This is a genomic window from Glutamicibacter sp. NPDC055354, from assembly GCF_053644955.1.
Map to the genome: position 1 here is coordinate 145,114 of NZ_JBSHMB010000001.1, position 15,443 is coordinate 160,556.

Annotated in this window: 14 protein-coding genes and 1 pseudogene; 12 read left to right on the forward strand and 3 right to left on the reverse strand. The window is 63.6% G+C overall.

Features of this window, described 5'->3' with window-relative positions; translation table 11 throughout:
* The first annotated feature begins 2 nt into the window (after positions 1–2).
* Together murI and ACWICV_RS00720 are read left to right on the forward strand one after the other, a co-directional pair.
* Positions 3–926 (forward strand): glutamate racemase, encoded by a 924-nt coding sequence (murI, locus tag ACWICV_RS00715; RefSeq protein ID WP_105662596.1) that lies wholly within the window; start codon positions 3–5, stop codon positions 924–926.
* Positions 923–1,717 (forward strand): annotated as a pseudogene (locus ACWICV_RS00720) (MBL fold metallo-hydrolase); the annotation flags it as partial. The gene murI and the pseudogene ACWICV_RS00720, both read left to right, overlap by 4 nt.
* 228 nt (positions 1,718–1,945) lie before the next feature.
* Here the strand turns inward: ACWICV_RS00720 and ACWICV_RS00725 are convergent.
* Positions 1,946–2,329 carry a hypothetical protein gene (locus tag ACWICV_RS00725; RefSeq protein WP_454090929.1) on the reverse strand — a complete coding sequence of 128 codons (384 nt, stop codon included), beginning with the start codon at positions 2,327–2,329 and terminating at the stop codon, positions 1,946–1,948.
* Between the two features lie 169 nt (positions 2,330–2,498).
* On the opposite strand from ACWICV_RS00725, the gene ACWICV_RS00730 reads away from it, so the two are divergent.
* The 3 genes from ACWICV_RS00730 to rdgB all read left to right on the forward strand — a co-directional run bounded on the left by ACWICV_RS00730 (position 2,499) and on the right by rdgB (position 4,608).
* Positions 2,499–3,155, forward strand: a complete 657-nt coding sequence (locus tag ACWICV_RS00730) for a helix-turn-helix transcriptional regulator (protein ID WP_454090928.1) — start codon at positions 2,499–2,501, stop codon at positions 3,153–3,155.
* A gap of 89 nt (positions 3,156–3,244) precedes the next feature.
* Positions 3,245–3,979, forward strand: a complete 735-nt coding sequence (gene rph, locus ACWICV_RS00735; RefSeq protein ID WP_105662598.1) for a ribonuclease PH — start codon at positions 3,245–3,247, stop codon at positions 3,977–3,979.
* Entirely contained in the window at positions 3,976–4,608 is a 633-nt protein-coding gene (gene rdgB / locus ACWICV_RS00740; protein ID WP_105658434.1) for an RdgB/HAM1 family non-canonical purine NTP pyrophosphatase, read from the forward strand. Before rph ends, rdgB begins: the two co-directional genes overlap by 4 nt.
* Before the next feature lie 66 nt (positions 4,609–4,674).
* On the opposite strand, the gene ACWICV_RS00745 is transcribed toward rdgB, so the two are convergent.
* The gene (locus ACWICV_RS00745) at positions 4,675–5,802 is read right to left on the reverse strand and encodes an HNH endonuclease signature motif containing protein (RefSeq protein WP_454090927.1); all 1,128 of its coding nucleotides are present in this window, start codon (positions 5,800–5,802) and stop codon (positions 4,675–4,677) included.
* Positions 5,803–6,185: 383 nt separating this feature from the next.
* Here ACWICV_RS00745 and ACWICV_RS00750 point away from each other — a divergent pair, with 383 nt between their 5' ends.
* The 5 genes from ACWICV_RS00750 (at position 6,186) to ACWICV_RS00770 (ending at position 10,101) form a co-directional block, all read left to right on the forward strand.
* Positions 6,186–6,545 (forward strand): GntR family transcriptional regulator, encoded by a 360-nt coding sequence (locus ACWICV_RS00750; RefSeq protein ID WP_181148913.1) that lies wholly within the window; start codon positions 6,186–6,188, stop codon positions 6,543–6,545.
* A 29-nt stretch (positions 6,546–6,574) separates the two neighbouring features.
* Positions 6,575–7,492: an ABC transporter ATP-binding protein gene (locus ACWICV_RS00755; protein WP_105662601.1), complete on the forward strand. Its 918-nt coding sequence runs from the start codon at positions 6,575–6,577 to the stop codon at positions 7,490–7,492.
* Positions 7,489–8,184 carry a hypothetical protein gene (locus tag ACWICV_RS00760; RefSeq protein ID WP_400290805.1) on the forward strand — a complete coding sequence of 232 codons (696 nt, stop codon included), beginning with the start codon at positions 7,489–7,491 and terminating at the stop codon, positions 8,182–8,184. Before ACWICV_RS00755 ends, ACWICV_RS00760 begins: the two co-directional genes overlap by 4 nt.
* Before the next feature lie 190 nt (positions 8,185–8,374).
* Positions 8,375–8,872, forward strand: a complete 498-nt coding sequence (locus ACWICV_RS00765; protein WP_105658438.1) for an SRPBCC family protein — start codon at positions 8,375–8,377, stop codon at positions 8,870–8,872.
* Between the two features lie 227 nt (positions 8,873–9,099).
* Positions 9,100–10,101: an exonuclease domain-containing protein gene (locus ACWICV_RS00770; RefSeq protein ID WP_105658459.1), complete on the forward strand. Its 1,002-nt coding sequence runs from the start codon at positions 9,100–9,102 to the stop codon at positions 10,099–10,101.
* Between the two features lie 77 nt (positions 10,102–10,178).
* Here ACWICV_RS00770 and ACWICV_RS00775 read toward each other — a convergent pair whose 3' ends face one another.
* Positions 10,179–11,117, reverse strand: coding sequence for a hypothetical protein (locus ACWICV_RS00775; RefSeq protein WP_105658439.1), 939 nt, complete (start codon positions 11,115–11,117; stop codon positions 10,179–10,181).
* Between the two features lie 51 nt (positions 11,118–11,168).
* Between ACWICV_RS00775 and ACWICV_RS00780 the strand changes: the two genes are divergently transcribed.
* A complete protein-coding gene (locus ACWICV_RS00780; RefSeq protein ID WP_400290811.1) occupies positions 11,169–12,335 on the forward strand; it encodes an exonuclease SbcCD subunit D in 1,167 nt (388 codons plus the stop codon).
* Positions 12,332–15,430, forward strand: a complete 3,099-nt coding sequence (locus tag ACWICV_RS00785; RefSeq protein WP_454090926.1) for an AAA family ATPase — start codon at positions 12,332–12,334, stop codon at positions 15,428–15,430. The genes ACWICV_RS00780 and ACWICV_RS00785 overlap by 4 nt, the downstream gene beginning before the upstream one ends.
* Positions 15,431–15,443 lie beyond the last annotated feature (13 nt).

The following is a 15,443-nucleotide window of genomic DNA, read 5'->3' on the forward strand; positions in this document are numbered from 1 at the left end:
CCATGAATTCCTACTTTGCTACCGGGCAGGTCTCGGCCCCGGAGGCCAATACCCCCATCGGCATTTTCGACTCGGGCGTTGGCGGACTGACCGTGGCCCGCGCGATCATTGACCAGCTGCCGGGCGAATCGCTGATCTATGTGGGGGATACCGCCAACTCTCCCTATGGCCCGTTGCCCATTGCCCAGGTTCGGGCCAATGCGCTGGGGGTGATGGATGAGCTGGTCGATGGTGGCGTGAAGCTGCTGGTGATTGCCTGCAATTCGGCCTCTGCCGCGGTGTTGCGCGATGCTCGCGAGCGCTATACCGCGCGCTATGGCATTCCGGTCGTCGAGGTCATCCAGCCGGCGGTGCGCCGTGCGGTAGCCGGCACGAAGAATGGCAAGATCGGCATCATCGGCACCCAGGCGACTGTTGGTTCACGCGCCTACGAGGACGCCTTTGCGGCCGCGCCGAACTTGCAGGTCTCCACCGTGGCCTGCCCGCGCTTCGTGGAGTTCGTGGAGTCCGGCATTACCGCCGGTGCCGAGCTGCTGGAGATCGCGCAGGAATACCTGGCGCCGCTGCAGGCCGCCGATGTAGACACCCTGGTTCTGGGATGCACGCACTATCCGTTGCTGACCGGCGTGATCTCCTATGTCATGGGCGACTCGGTCAGCTTGGTTTCGAGTGCCGAGGAAACGGCAAAGGACGTTTTCCGGGCGTTGACCCGCCATGCCCTGGTGCGCAACGACGGCGCCGCGGCGCGTCATGAGTTCCTAGCCACAGGCAACGCTGATAGCTTTGGTGTACTGGCTCGCCGATTCCTCGGACCCGAGGTGCTGCAGGTGCGCCACGTGGACCATGTAGCCGCCCACTATCCGACCGGAGCTATTTCGCGGATTACCCCGCAGATGATTGCCGCGTCGAAAGCGAGTAACGAATGAAGCTGACCATCATTGGATGCACCGGGTCATTCCCAGGGCCGGGATCGCCCGCTTCCTGCTACCTGGTGTCGGCCTTTGATGGCACGCGCGACTGGAAGATCCTGCTGGATCTGGGCTCCGGCGCGTTGGGCGTGCTTCAGCGTTACACCGATCTAAAAGACATTGACGGGATCATGATTTCCCATCTGCATCCCGATCACTGCATGGACCTTTGCGGTTTGCATGTGGCGATTCGCTGGGACCCGACGGGCTGGGGCCGGGACCGGATGCTGGTGCACGGTCCGGAAGATACCGCCGAACGCATTGAAACGGCCTACTCCCTGCCCGATGGCGACACCATGGCCAAGGACTACGACTTCCAGGTCTGGAAATCCTTGCAGCCGGTGAACATCGGTCCCTTCACCATCACTCCCTACCCGGTGCGCCACCCGATCAAGGAAGCCTATGCGCTGCGCGTGGAAGCGCATGAGCCGGGCCCCGACGGCGAGCTGCTGACCAGCGTGCTGACCTATTCGGGGGATACCGACAGCTGCGATGGCCTGGTTGAGGCCGCCCGCGGCGCGGACATGTTCCTGTGCGAAGCGGCCTTCGAAGAGGGCCGCGATGACCATATCGACGGCGTGCACCTGACCGGCAAGCGTGCTGGCGAAATGGCGACCGCGGCCGGTGCCGAGCGCATGCTGCTGACGCACATTCCGGTCTGGACCGACATCAACAAGGTGGTCGAGGAAGCCAAGGAAACCTACGACGGCGGGATCGCTGTTGCCGTTTCCGGGGTGACTTACGGCGTGTACTCCGGCAGCCTGAAGGAAGACAAGGACCCGGCCCTGTTCAAGGGGGAGCGCGGTACCGACTACCTGAAGACCCGTACCGGCACCATGCCGACCATCACGTACGAGAAGACCCGCAAGTTCCCCTTGCTCAAACGCAAGAAGTAGGCACACGGAACCGGAGAAAAGCACCGGCGGACAGGAAGAAATATCCTCTCCGCCGGTGCTTTTCGCTTTCCCGGGAGAAGCCTAGCCGGCGCCGTGCTTGGCGCCCCATGGCTTGTCGAATTTGCTGGCCAGTCGGGTCAGGGCCAATGCGGCGACCAGCAGTCCCACGTCGCGCAGGACGACATCGAGGAAGACGCCCATCGAGACCAGATTGACGATGATGCCCAGCAGCCACAGTGACAGCACATAGCTCGCGTAGCGCGGCTTGATGATCATCGATGCGGCGGCAACCAGTTCCACCACGCCAACGAAATGCATGGCGGTTTGCGCGGAAAACGGCATGATGTCAATGATCCACGGGGCCAGGTATTCCGGCCAGTAGGTCATCACGTTCGCGAACTTGTCCAGTCCCATCAGCAGGGGAAGGACGACAAATCCAATGCGCAGGATCCAGAATGCGCTCAACGACGGGTCGGTGTTGACTCATGCAGCTGTTGTTGCCCGTATGTGCGAGACCGGATGCTTCTCGCTCCATGAGGCGCTCATGGCGATCACCCTCCAAAGGTTTGAACGTATACCCAGAATTCGCCTCTCGGGCCTATTTGTCAAGATCCATTGTTGGTAGAATTCTGGCATGTCGACAAAACTGAGCTTGCAACAAGATGCGGTCCTCAAATCGCTCAACGATCCGGTTCGGCGGCGACTATTCGAATTCATTTCGCAAAGCCCGCAACCGGCGGGACGCGACGCGGCATCCAAGGCCGCAGGAATCAGCCGGACCCTGGCCGCCTACCATCTGGACCGGCTGGCAAGCGCAGGATTGCTGGCGGTGACTTTCGCACGGCCGGAGGGCAAAAACGGACCGGGGGCCGGGCGCACCGCGAAACTTTACGCGCTCGCCCAAGAAGAAGTCGCCGTGAGCTTGCCAGCGCGCAATTACCGCCTCTTGGGCAGCTTGCTGGCCAACGCGGCCAGTGCCGATGCCTCGGGGGTCGTGCTCCAGGCGCTGCGTCAGGCGGCACGAGGCGAAGGGCAGATGCTGGGGCAGGGCAGTGGCGGGCTCGTGCCGCTGCTGGACGAGCTGGGCTATGCGCCTGAAGCAGACGAGCGAGGAGAGATCTCCATGGGGAACTGCCCCTTCCATCTGGTCGCGCAGCAGCAGACCGAACTGGTCTGCTCCATGAACTATGAACTGGTTTCAGGCGTCTTGGAGGGGTGCCAGTTGGATTGCAGCCGGGCCGAGTTGAGCCCGCGTCCCGGGCGATGCTGCGTTGTGGTGCATCCGCAGTAGCTGCCAAGGATGCGCCACGAGGTGCATTTCACCGTAACTCGCGGGTTCACCCGTACAGATCGCGCGGTGCGCGTGGTTAGGATGGAAGCATGACTTTACGCGCTGACGGCCGAGGAGCCGCGCAACTTCGAGACATTACCATCACCCGTGGCTGGTCCGCTCAGGCCGAAGGCTCGGCGCTGATCGAATTCGGCAACACCCGCGTGCTGTGCACCGCGTCCTTCACCGAGGGCGTGCCACGCTGGCTCAAGGGCGAAGGCACCGGCTGGGTCACCGCTGAATACGCGATGCTCCCACGTGCTACCAACACCCGCAACTCCCGCGAATCGGTCCGGGGCAAGCTCTCGGGCCGCACCCATGAGATTTCCCGCCTGATCGGCCGCTCGCTGCGTGCCGTCGTGGACACCAAGGCCCTGGGCGAAAACACCATCGTGCTGGACTGCGACGTCCTGCAGGCCGACGGCGGCACCCGCACTGCCGCCATCACCGGTGCCTACGTGGCACTGGCAGAAGCAATTTCCTGGGCCCGTTCGCAGGGCATCGTGAAGGCCAACGCCAAGGTGCTCACCGACTCGGTCGCCGCGATCTCGGTGGGCATCATCGATGGCACCCCGATGCTGGACCTGCCCTACGAGGAAGATGTTCGCGCCGAGACCGACATGAACGTCGTGGTCACCGGATCCGGCGACTTCGTCGAGGTCCAGGGCACCGCCGAAGGGGTTCCATTCAAGCGCGAGGAGCTGGATGCCCTGCTGGACCTGGCCCTTGGCGGTACCAACGAGCTGGCCGAGATCCAGCGTGAAACCCTGAGCAGCACCAAATGAGCAAGCCGGTACTGGTGCTTGCCTCGCGCAACCAGGGCAAGCTGCGCGAATTGCGCGAATTGCTGCGCGGGCAGGTTCCGGGCCTGGATGTTGACAGCCAGGTCATCGACGCCGCCACCGCAGGGGCTGCCGACCCGGTTGAAGACCAGGTCACCTTCCAGGGCAATGCGCTGAAAAAGGCCCGCGAGATCTCGGCATCCACCGGCCTGGTGGCGCTGGCCGATGATTCCGGTTTGAGCGTGGATGTGCTCGGGGGAGCGCCGGGAATCTTCTCGGCGCGCTGGTCCGGGGTGCACGGCAATGACGAAGCGAATATCGATCTGCTGCTCGGCCAGCTCGGCGATATTGCAGCCGAGCACCGCGCAGCGCAGTTCGTCTGCGCCGCGGCACTGGCTACCCCAGAGGGTGCCGAGCACGTGGAACTGGGCAAGGTCGAGGGCGTGCTGCGCACCGAGCGTGCCGGCGAGCATGGTTTCGGCTATGATCCGATCTTCGAACCTGCCGGCGCCGGCAAGTCCATGGCCCAGCACACTCCGGAGGAGAAGAACGCGATCTCGCACCGGGCTCGCGCCTTCGCCGCGTTGCTGCCCAGCATCATCGACGAGGTCACCAAGGCCTTGGCCAAGTAGCCTCCAAATCCCGGATAGAACGAGAACGCCAGCAAATCCTGAAACGGATTTGCTGGCGTTCTTGCGCTAGTGCGGGAAGTTCTCGCCGAACCGTGCCAGGGCCAGATAGGGCCGCTCGTCGAACTCGGTCACCAGGTATTGGGTTTCGCATGCGCGGCACTGCCACTGTGCGGGAGGCCCCACAGGCATCATGCAGCCAGCGGTGACGTACTCGTCGTCATCGGGCATGAAGCTTGGCATTCCCCAGATGATCTTCAGCGGATTGCGTTCCCCGCATTCCGGGCAGGCAGGCTTCGCGAACTTCCGGAGCTGTTCCAGAGTTGGCTGGTGGGCCATGTCGTGGCAGCCACGGCAAAGCAGCACCACCTCATCGGCATGGTCCTGGATCTCCCAACGCAGGCCGTTGTGATGGCTCTGCGGCAGGTGGACCTCGGGCCTGGCAGAAATATCCCGATCGCAGATTTCGCAAGCAAGCGGTTCATACGGTGAAGCCTTCTGGAGGATGGCCACAACGCCCAGCACCTCATTGGCCTTCGCAGGCTGCGAGGGAGTGCAAGGTCCGGCGGTGACGAATATCGGGCGGGGGAGTTCGAGAAGATCCCCGATGCTGCCCAGAAGCTTCTGGGCAAGGGAATCTGCCAAATACTGCGAGCGTCCTGGAAGTTCTGCGCCGATCATGGACTCGAGCTCAGCCACGGAGATCGGGTCGGTGAAGGTCGCCAAATTGGTGAAGGTGAGCCGCTCCGCCTCATCGGCTTCGGTGATTTCAAGGCTTGCCATCAACGCTGGAGTGCCCTCCAATGCCGTCAGGACGAGATCGCCTGCCCGCAGGGGTTCCTCCAAATTCCAGCGGAATGACTCGTTCTCCTGCCCCAGGGCCGCCGCGGAAGCCAGTGCATTTGCCTGGCGGCACCAATATACCGGCTGGCCCTTCGTGCCGGTGAGCAGTGCGCGATTCAATGCCGCTTGGTTCGGGCGGCGCAAGGGGTAGTCCAGGATATTGCGGCCGGGACGCTGCATGGTGCCAGCGCGCGAGTCCTGGATTCTGGCGATCAGCTCGCGCCGGGTAGCGCGGGCCATTTCTTCACCGGTGGATTCGGGGAAAATCACCTTGTACAGCCCGAGCAGGATCTGGCGATCCAATGCTCCGAGAAGCGGATCCGGAGCCTCAAGGCGATTGAAAAGTTCTTGCATGGTCCCTCCCATAAAGGCCTGCAATCCGTGGATTGCGGTCATTGCCCAGCGTGCGATCACTATTTTCCTGGGCCAGATACTGCAAATTATTCGTAGCCATCGCCAGCCCTTCCCGGTTTCGGGTTGCGCCATGCGTTGTCTCGGTCTGCAGCTCCATTTCCGTTCTCACCACGGTGAACGCACCATCGCCGGTGCCCGTTCCGGGCAGCCCCGTCGACAGTTCCCAGCATAGATAGCAAGGCGGACAGTTTGGGGTACCGGTTTTTCCGTGGATATTTTGCCGCCCCGCTATTGCACAGAACCGAACTAGGTTCTATGGTTAGTTACATGAGTAACTAACCCACTAGCTAACCTAGTGGAAATGAGCACGGAGAGGAGCCAGCATGATTGATGATTCAAAACCGATCTTCTTGCAGATTGCTGAGCTGATTGAGAACGACATCATCTCTGGTGTTCTTGCAGAAGAAGCGCAAGTTCCATCAACCAATGAATTCGCAGCGTTCTACCGGATCAATCCGGCCACAGCAGCCAAGGGAATCAACCGGCTCGTGGAAGACGGACTGCTCTACAAGAAGCGGGGGATCGGCATGTTCGTCACTGAAGGTGCACCGCGGCGGCTGCGAGAACAGCGCCGCGAGAAATTCCAACAGCAATTCATCACCCCATTGACCGCAGAAGCCTCCAAGCTGGGCATTGGCCTGGATGAGCTGGTCGCCATGATCAAGACCGGTTCGGATTCTTGAAACATCTCTACTAGGCAGGGAGGAATGACATGCCACGAACGACAGCAATCGCCACACGCGAGCTGAGCAAGACCTACAAGGACGTGCGAGCGCTCGACAACGTCAGCCTGGAACTGGAACCCGACCGTATCTACGGGCTGCTTGGACGAAACGGGGCCGGCAAGACCACGCTCATGTCCATCCTGACCGGGCAGAACTATGCGGACCAAGGCACCGCCGAAATCTTCGGCCACGCCCCCTTCGAGCATGATCCGACGCTCTCGCGCATCTGCTTCATCCGCGAATCCCAGAAGTACCCCGATGACTTCAAGGTCCACCAGGCCTTCAAATCCGCAGCCCTGTTCTTCGAGAACTGGGATGAGGAACTGGCCCAGGATCTCGTCGAGGCGTTCGCACTGCCGACCAGGCGCAGGATCAAGAAGCTCTCCCGCGGGCAGCTGTCCGCGGTGGGCGTGATCATCGGCATGGCCTCGCGGGCTGACATCACGTTCTTCGATGAACCCTACCTCGGCCTGGACGCGGTAGCGCGGCAGATCTTCTATGACCGCCTCGTCGAAGACTTCGCGGAATATCCACGCACCATCGTGCTCTCCAGCCACCTGATCGATGAAGTCGCCAACCTGCTCGAACACGTCATCGTGATCGACAAGGGGCGAATTGTCATCGACTCGGATGCCGAAGAGCTGCGCGGCACCGCGGTAACGGTAACTGGCGAGGACGCCAAGGTCCAGGAATTCATCGGCTCCGCGCAGATAATCCATCGTGATGCACTCGGCGCCCTGGCCAGCGTCACCATCAAGGCCAAGCTGGATTCGGAGCAGCGCGAACAAGCGAAGCTCATGGGCCTGGACCTGAGTCCGGTGTCGCTGCAGCAACTGGTAGTCCGCAGCGCCTTGAGCAGCACCACCGAAACAGGGATCGACGAACGGACGGAGGCAAGAAAATGAACCGCATCATCAAAGTCGCCCGCATGCAACTGATCAACAAAGCCACTTTCATCGGAATCCCGCTGATGATCCTGTGCGCATCCTTCCTCTTCACACTGGCCATCTGGTGGCTGGTCCGGCGCAACGGCAGCGACGAAGGGCTGTACAGCGGCGGCGCCCAAGCGCCGATGTGGTATTTCCTGGCCCTGGGTATCCAGGCGCTGACGCTGACCTTCCCGTTCTCCATGGCCATGAGCATTTCGCGGCGTACCTTCTATCTGGGAACCGTGGCACTGTTCTCCGTCTGCGCACTGGTTCTGTCGGTGTTCTACTACCTGATTGGATTGCTGGAAGTCGCCACCGGTGGTTGGGGCATGGGCGGCCAGTTCTTCGCCCTGCAATGGATTGCGGATAACAACTGGCTGGTCCAGATCCTGTTCTACTTCGTGCTGATGGTGCTGCTGTTCATGGTCGGCTTCCTGATAGCGACCATCTACATGAGGTGGCGCACCACGGGCATGGTGGTTTTCTTCACCCTGCTGGGTGTGGTCGTGCTGGGAATCATCGCCCTGTTCACCTTCGGCAATTACTGGGACCAGTTCTGGAGCTGGGCCTTGACCTGGACCGCCGCGGGGATCACGCTATGGGGCGGCCTGGTGGCCCTGCTGATGGCAGGAGGATCCTATCTCACCTTGCGCAAGGCAACCGCCTAGCCCGGGTCGGAAATGCAGAACATAAGGGCACCGGTTCCCTTTCCCCTTGGGGGAAGGGAACCGGTGCCTGCTTTTGCAAGAAGGCGCCCAGCGGCCCGGGACCGCGATTTGCTATTCTTCAATGACTGCCGGTGAAGGCGCTGGAGCCGCCCGTGCCGCGGCGGCAGGGGAGCAACCCAGGAGAGAAATCATGAGCGCCTCGCCGACCGGAATTCGAACCGCAGACGGAGCGCTGGAATTGCGCCGCGAGTTCACCCAATCCCCGAGCAGGATCTGGCGCTATCTGGCAGACTCCCAGTGCTTGGCGCTCTGGTATGGCCCATGGCACGGGGACCCGGAGCGCGGCGCGGTGGACGTGGTGATGCTGCTCGAGGACGGTTCACCCACCGAACGAGTCGAAATCCTGCGTTGCGATCCGCGCATGCACCACCTGCAGGTGCAACTTGGAACAGGCCCCTCGGCCTGGCGGCTGGAGCTCGCGGTGCAGTCCTGCGGCGAGGGCAGTTCCCTGGTCTTCCGGATGCCGGGCCTTGACCCGCAGCTCGCCGGCTCCGTCGGGCCGGGCTGGGACTACTACCTGGACCGCCTGGCAGCCGTGGTGAACGGAGCCGATGCCGACAGCGTGGACTTCGAGGCCGATTACTATCCGGCGCTCAGCGAGCATTACGAGGAGCTGTTCGGGCGCTGAGTTCCCTGCGTGCAGGGTTCGACTCGCTCAATGCGGCCGGCTGATGATTGTGAGATGCCCTGCCTTGCGCCCAAGCCAGCCAGGCCGCCGATAACTTGATCGATACAGGTCAAAATCGGGTTGCAGCGAATTATTGGCACGTTATCGCCCGGCGGTCACCGCGCGGTCCGCGGTGCGCGAATGTCACGCATGCCGGTGCCAGCGATTAAGCGAGTAAGCTATTGGGCGTGGCATTGGACTTCACAGCAGTAGATTTTGAGACAGCAAACGGTTTTATTGGTTCCGCCTGTTCGGTGGGCCTGGTCAAGGTACGCTCCGGGCAAATCGTCGAAACCGAACAGTGGCTCATGCAGCCGCCGGCAGGCTTCGACCACTTCGACCCGCGCAACGTCTCGATCCATCACATCACCCCCGACATGGTGAGCGCCGCGCCACGGGTGACCGACAGGATTCCGGAACTGCTGGAATTCATCGGATCCGACGTGCTGGTGGCCCACAATTCTTCGTTCGATTCCGGAGTGATCCGCGCGGCGTGCGAAGCCGGCGAACTGCCGGTACCGGAAATTGCGCACCTGTGCACCGTCAAGCTCTCCCGCAAGGCCTATGATCTGCCCAGCTACTCGCTGCCGTTCGTTGCCGAAGAAGCCGGGCACCCTATCGAAAACCACCACGAGGCTCTGGCTGACGCTGTGGCCTGTGCCTGGGCAATGATCGATATCGCCGGGCGCAGCGGACAGCAGTCCGTGTTGGAGACGGCAGACCACTATGGCGTCCGGCTGAGCCTGACCCAGCCGTGGCAGCCAGGCCACGAACTGTCCCGCGCCACCCGCGACGCCCAGGGCTGGCTGGCTGCTGGCAACCCGTTGCCGCCGCAGGATTCCTTCAACAACTGGCCGCAGGAAGGGCCGAACCCGAAGCCGAGCGACAACGCGGATCCCAGCCATCCGCTGTTCGGCCAGATCATGGTGTTCACCGGCAACCTGTCCATGCCGCGCCCCAAGGCCAAGGAACTGGCCGCCGAACACGGCGCGCAGACCGCCTCGCGGGTCACCCGCGCCACCACGGCGCTGGTCGTCGGAGACGGCTTCGTCCCGGAGGATCTGGCCAACGGGCGGCTGACCAACAAGGCCAAGCACGTACTCCGGCTGCGCGAAAAGGGCCAGCGGGTCAGCATCATCTCCGAAGGCGAGTTCATGCAGATGGTTGGCGGGTTCGGGCTGACCGCCTAGCAAACCGCAGAAGCCCGGCCGGCACAGATCGAATCTGTGCCGGCCGGGCTTCTGCCATTTTTTTCTGGGCGCGGTTCCTAGACCAGCAGTGCCATCCAGCGGTCATGCAGCTCGGAGATGATGTCATCCAGTGCGCTCGCGGGGCGCTCGCCGACGGCTTCGGTGCCGTAGATGGCAGCCAGCAGCGCTACAGCGTAGGCGTCGACCTCGGGATCTCGGCTGGCTTCTTCTTCGGCGGTTGCCGCCGGGGCGGCCTCGATGTCCGATTCCGCGTCTTGCTCGGCGGCATGCTCGCCGAAGTACGCCGCGTAGGCCTCTTCGGGGGACAGCGAGATGTTCTCGGCGATCCTGGTGGCCACCTCGCGCAGCGCATCGGCCGACGGGCCCTGCAGGCCAACGAGCAGCTCGGCCCATTCGCCGGTGGCGGCCTCGGAGCGTTCCATGGCCGAGCGGATGATCTTCGCCGCGGCAATGGCGGTCTTGGCCGCCTGGTCGTCGTGGGTCAGGAAGGCGGCCGAACGGGCCAGGGTCTCGGTGGTGCCCACAGGGACCCGAGCCAGCAGCGCGGCAATCGCGGCACGCGGAAGCACGCCGGTGGAGTCGGCGCCAGCGCCGGTGGGACGCCCTGGCTGTCCCATGTCGGGGCTGTCCAGGCCGGCGAGGTTCTGCGGATCGCCGTCCAGGATCTTCTCGAAGATCTCGACGTTGGCGAATTCCTTGTCGATCCAGCGGCCCAGCGGTTGCGGGGCGCGTTCCGGGAAGGAGCCGGCGATCTTGCTGTAGCCGCGCAGGGCCGCAAGCCACATGCAGGCCGCTTCGTCGCTGGCGACACCGTCGTTGGCCCATTCCAGCGCTTCCAGCAGGCCGTCGGCCAGGTAGAGCGGGAGGATTTCGGTGGCCCCGGGGTCAATTTCGTCACGGGCGTGGGTTGCGCCATCGGCTAGGCCGAGGAGGATCGCAAACACCTTGTCTGAGTAGTTCTCTGGCAGGAGTGCAGTTTCACCGGTTTCATTCACATCACCATTCTAATGTCCAAGTTGTCCGCGGCATTGCATAAGGTTGGACACATGCGATTGCTTCACACCTCGGACTGGCATTTGGGACGGACCTTCCACGGGGCCTCCCTGATCGAAGCGCAGCGCGCAGTGCTGCAGGAAATCATCGATATCACGATTAATCAGCAGGTTGATGCGGTGCTGATTTCCGGTGACATCTACGACCGCGCGCTGCCGCATGTGGATGCCGTCCAGTTGTGCAACTGGGTGCTGCGCGAGCTGCGCGCCACCGGGGCCGCCGTCGTGGTCACCAGCGGCAACCACGACTCGGCCTCCCGTCTGGGCTTCGGCGCAGAGCTCCTGGACAGCGCCGGGGTGCACATCATCGCCGACCTCCAACGCATGCTGCTGCCGGTCATCCGCGAGGCCGGCGACCACCAGGTAGCCATCTACGGCATCCCGTACCTGGAACCGCGCATGGTGATGGAACGCCTGGGCGTGGCCAAGGCCAGCCACGAAGCGGTCGTGCGTGCAGCCATATCGCAGATCGATGAAGATCTTGCGCAACTGCGGGCAGGGGAAAAACCGGTAGTTTCCATCGCGATGGCCCACCTGTTCGCCGCCGGCGGCTACGGCAGCGACTCCGAACGCGAGCTGAGCACCGGCAACCTCGACGTGGTTCCGGCAGAGCTTTTCGAGCGCTTCGACTACTCGGCGCTGGGGCACCTGCATGGACGGCAGAAGGTCAAGGAGCACGTGCGCTATTCGGGCTCTCCGCTGGCATACTCCTTCTCCGAGGCAACGCAGCGCAAGGGCGTATGGCTGATCGACACCAACGCCCGGGGCATAGAGTCCGTGCAGGAAGTCCTGCTTCCGGTGCCGAAGAAATTGGCCATCCTCAAGGGCAAGCTCGCTGAGCTCCTGGCGGATCCGGAACTGGAATCCGCCGTCGATGCATGGTGCCAGGTCACGCTGACCGATAGCGAGCGCCCCGCCGACGCGATGGCAACGATTCGGACCCGTTTCCCCGACACTGTGGTGCTGAATTTCGCCCCCGATCACGCCGGCGGGGATGCCAAGCCGGCGAGCTATGCCGAGCGCATGGCCAAGGCCGCCAGCACCGAACAAGTGGTGGGGGACTTCATGGAACATGTCCGCGAACGCGCGGCCGATGAACTGGAACGGGAAGTCATCGGCGCCGTCATCCAAGCCACCCGAGAGGCACAGGCCAGCCAGTGAGAATCCACAAACTCCAGATCCAGGCGTTCGGGCCCTTCGCAGGCACCGAAGAGATCGACTTCGATGAACTGGCCGAAGGCGGGCTGTTCCTGCTTGATGGCCCCACCGGTGCCGGCAAGTCGAGCATCCTGGATGCGATCTGCTACGCCCTGTACGGCGCGCTGCCCGGAAGCCGTGCCGGCAGCCGGCAGATCCGTTCGGATCATGCCCCGGCCGGTTTGGCTCCGGAAGTGGTCTGCGAGCTGACCATCGGCGACCGGCGCTTCGAGGTCACCCGTTCGCCGGCCTGGATGCGCCCGTCCAAGCGCGGCAAGAACAAGACCACCGAGCAGAAGGCCGCCAGCTTCCTGCGCGAGTTCACCGGTTCGGGCTGGAAGGAACTGTCCACCCGCAACGACGAGGTGGGCCACGTCCTGGGCAGCCTGCTGGGTCTGGACCGCGAGCAGTTCACCAAGGTAGTCATGCTGCCGCAGGGCGGCTTTGCGGACTTCCTGCGGGCCAAGGCCAAGGACCGCGAAGATCTCCTGGCGAATCTCTTCGATACCAGCGGCTATGCGCGGATCGAGGATGAATTCGCCGCCCGGCTGGCCGAAGAGCGCAAGAAAACCGAGAGCCTGGAAGCACGCCTGAGCGCCAGTGAAGAGGGCATCCATTCCGCTGCCCGGGCGTTCCTCGCCGGCCGCGAAGCCATCGATGAGTCCGCTGAGGCCGGCGGAGAAGCGAACGCCGAAACCGACGGCGAAGGCGCTGGACAGGCCGCTGCGGGGGACCTGAGCAGTGCCGAGCAGTTCGCCGGCTATCACCGCCGGATCGCGGCGGTTCACCGGGACTCGACCCTAGAAGCGGCCAAACTGCGCACCGAGATGACCCGCACCCGCGAGCAGGCGCAGGCCCTGGAGGAACGCCGCCGGATCTTCGCGCGCCTGGCCGAGCTGCGCGGCATGCAGGCCGGCTATGCCCAGAACCATGAAGCGGCCGCAGCGGCTGCCGCGCGCTTGGACAGCGATGCCAAGGCAGGCGCGGTGCGTGCCTACCAGGCCCAGCTCCAGGAGGCATCCGTTGCCCAGGAGCAGGCCAAGGGCACCTGGCTGGACAGCAAGCTGTGGCTTGAAACCGAACAGGGACTGGACCCCAGTGCCGACGCTGCCGGTCTGGAGCAGCTGCGCCTGCCGGCGCAGCAAGCGGCCGAAGAACTAGCGGTGGCCAAGGCGGGCCTGGACGATGAAAAGCGCCGCGACGTCCTGGCCGGCCAGGCACGCAAAGCCGCCGAACTGGCCGCTGCGCAGGAAGAGACCCGTGCCCAGGCCGAAGCCGAAGTTGCCTTGCTCAAGGCCGAACGTGCTGCGCTGGAAGCCGCGGACCTCGACCAGGTAGCCGCCGGCGGCAAGGTCCAGCAGGCCAAGGAACAGGTGAAGGGGCTGGAGACCAGGATCCAGCATGCCACCGAGCGCGACGCCCTGGAGAAGCAGGCGCTGGCCGCACGGGAGCAGTCCAGCGCACAAGAGCTGGAGATTGTAGGCGTAGCCAATACCTTGCTTGACCTGCGTACCGAGCAGCTGGCCCAGAGCGCTTTGCGATTGGCTGCCGCGCTGGAAGACGGGCAACCGTGCCTGGTCTGCGGTGCGCAAGAGCATCCCGCCCCGGCCCGGGCGGATGCCGATGCGCCGCTGATCGACGATGAGCAGATCCAGACGCTGGAAACCGCGGTGGCTGTGGCAAGAGCTGCCGGGCAACGGGCCGCGCAGGCGCGCGACACCCTGGTGGCCAAGTTCCAGGCCGCGCAGGAAGCTGCCGGCGATGCCCCGGTCGCGGACCTGCGGGCGGAGCTTGCCACGGCGCGGGCCGGACTGGAACGGGAGCAGAAGCAGCAAGGAGAAATCGCTGCCCGCGTGGCAAAGCTGGATGCGGTGCGCCAGCGTACCGAGCAGCAGAACGCGCGGGCATCCCAGGCAGTACTCGAGCACGCCACCGCGAAGCAGCGGGCGCAGTCCCTGCAAACCCAGCTGGCAGAACTCGATGCCAAGCTGGAGCAGCTGCGCCAAGGCCGGGAGAACCTGGCCGAACTTGTGGCGCAGCTGTCCGCCACGTCCCAGGGCTTGGCCAGCGCGGTGCAGAACCTGCGCCGTTTCCTTGAGGCTAGCGAGGCGCTGGAGAAGGCCGAGGCCAACTGGAATAGCCAGCGCACGGCCGCCGGTTTCGAGAATCCGGCTGCCTTCGAGGCCGCCTTGCTGGACAGCGCCGAACGCGAGCGCCTGCGCCAGCTGCAGCGTGCCGATGCCGATCTGGCCAGTGCCATTGCCACGCTTGAAGCGTCGCAGGACTGCCGCAAGGCCCAGGAATTATCCGCGCAGGGCCTTGAAGGGCCAAGCGAAGAAGGGATTGCCGAAGCGAAGCTGCGCTCTTCCCTTGCCGAAGAACGCTTCGAAGCGGCGCGGGAACAAGAAGTGCTGGCGCAGACCCAGCTCGCTCGCCACGAGCAAGCAGCCACTGATCTTGAACGCCAGCGGACCGAGGCAGGCCCGGTCATCGAAGCCTACCGCCGGCTGCGCGGATTGGCTGAAGTGATTCGTGGCGGGGGAGAGAACCTCTACAAGATGACGCTGAGCACCTATGTGCTCGCTGCCCGGCTGGAGGAAGTGGCAATCGCCGCAACGCAGCGCCTGGGCATGATGTCCGGCGGCCGCTACTCGCTGCACCATGATGATTCCAAGCAGGGCAATTCGAAGTCCGGGTTGGGGCTGCAGGTGCTCGATTCGTGGACCGGGAAGCGCCGGGAGACCCAGACGCTCTCCGGAGGCGAGACCTTCATGGCCTCGCTGGCCCTGGCACTGGGCCTGGCGGATGTCATTTCGCACCATTCCGGGGCAGTGGACATGCAGACGCTCTTCGTCGATGAAGGCTTCGGTTCGCTGGATGCCGAGACGCTGGAAGAAGTCATGCAGGCGCTGGAAAACTTGCGTGCCGGGGGCCGCACCATCGGCTTGGTCTCCCACGTGGCAGAAATGAAGCAGCGCATCACCAATCGGATTTCGGTCAGCAAGACCCAGCACGGTTCCACCATTGAACGCGATGGCACTGTGATCTTGGCTGGATAGATTGGACTTGCCC

What these genes read in the sequence shown, in the direction of transcription:
- ACWICV_RS00765 (WP_105658438.1), top strand. Translation starts at nt 8,375, where the DNA reads ATGAGCGCCTCGCCGACCGGAATTCGAACCGCAGACGGAGCGCTGGAA.
- ACWICV_RS00780 (WP_400290811.1), top strand. Translation starts at nt 11,169, where the DNA reads ATGCGATTGCTTCACACCTCGGACTGGCATTTGGGACGGACCTTCCAC.
- murI (WP_105662596.1), top strand. Translation starts at nt 3, where the DNA reads ATGAATTCCTACTTTGCTACCGGGCAGGTCTCGGCCCCGGAGGCCAAT.
- ACWICV_RS00755 (WP_105662601.1), top strand. Translation starts at nt 6,575, where the DNA reads ATGCCACGAACGACAGCAATCGCCACACGCGAGCTGAGCAAGACCTAC.
- ACWICV_RS00745 (WP_454090927.1), bottom strand. Translation starts at nt 5,802, where the DNA reads ATGCAAGAACTTTTCAATCGCCTTGAGGCTCCGGATCCGCTTCTCGGA.
- ACWICV_RS00730 (WP_454090928.1), top strand. Translation starts at nt 2,499, where the DNA reads ATGTCGACAAAACTGAGCTTGCAACAAGATGCGGTCCTCAAATCGCTC.
- rph (WP_105662598.1), top strand. Translation starts at nt 3,245, where the DNA reads ATGACTTTACGCGCTGACGGCCGAGGAGCCGCGCAACTTCGAGACATT.
- ACWICV_RS00750 (WP_181148913.1), top strand. Translation starts at nt 6,186, where the DNA reads ATGATTGATGATTCAAAACCGATCTTCTTGCAGATTGCTGAGCTGATT.
- ACWICV_RS00760 (WP_400290805.1), top strand. Translation starts at nt 7,489, where the DNA reads ATGAACCGCATCATCAAAGTCGCCCGCATGCAACTGATCAACAAAGCC.
- rdgB (WP_105658434.1), top strand. Translation starts at nt 3,976, where the DNA reads ATGAGCAAGCCGGTACTGGTGCTTGCCTCGCGCAACCAGGGCAAGCTG.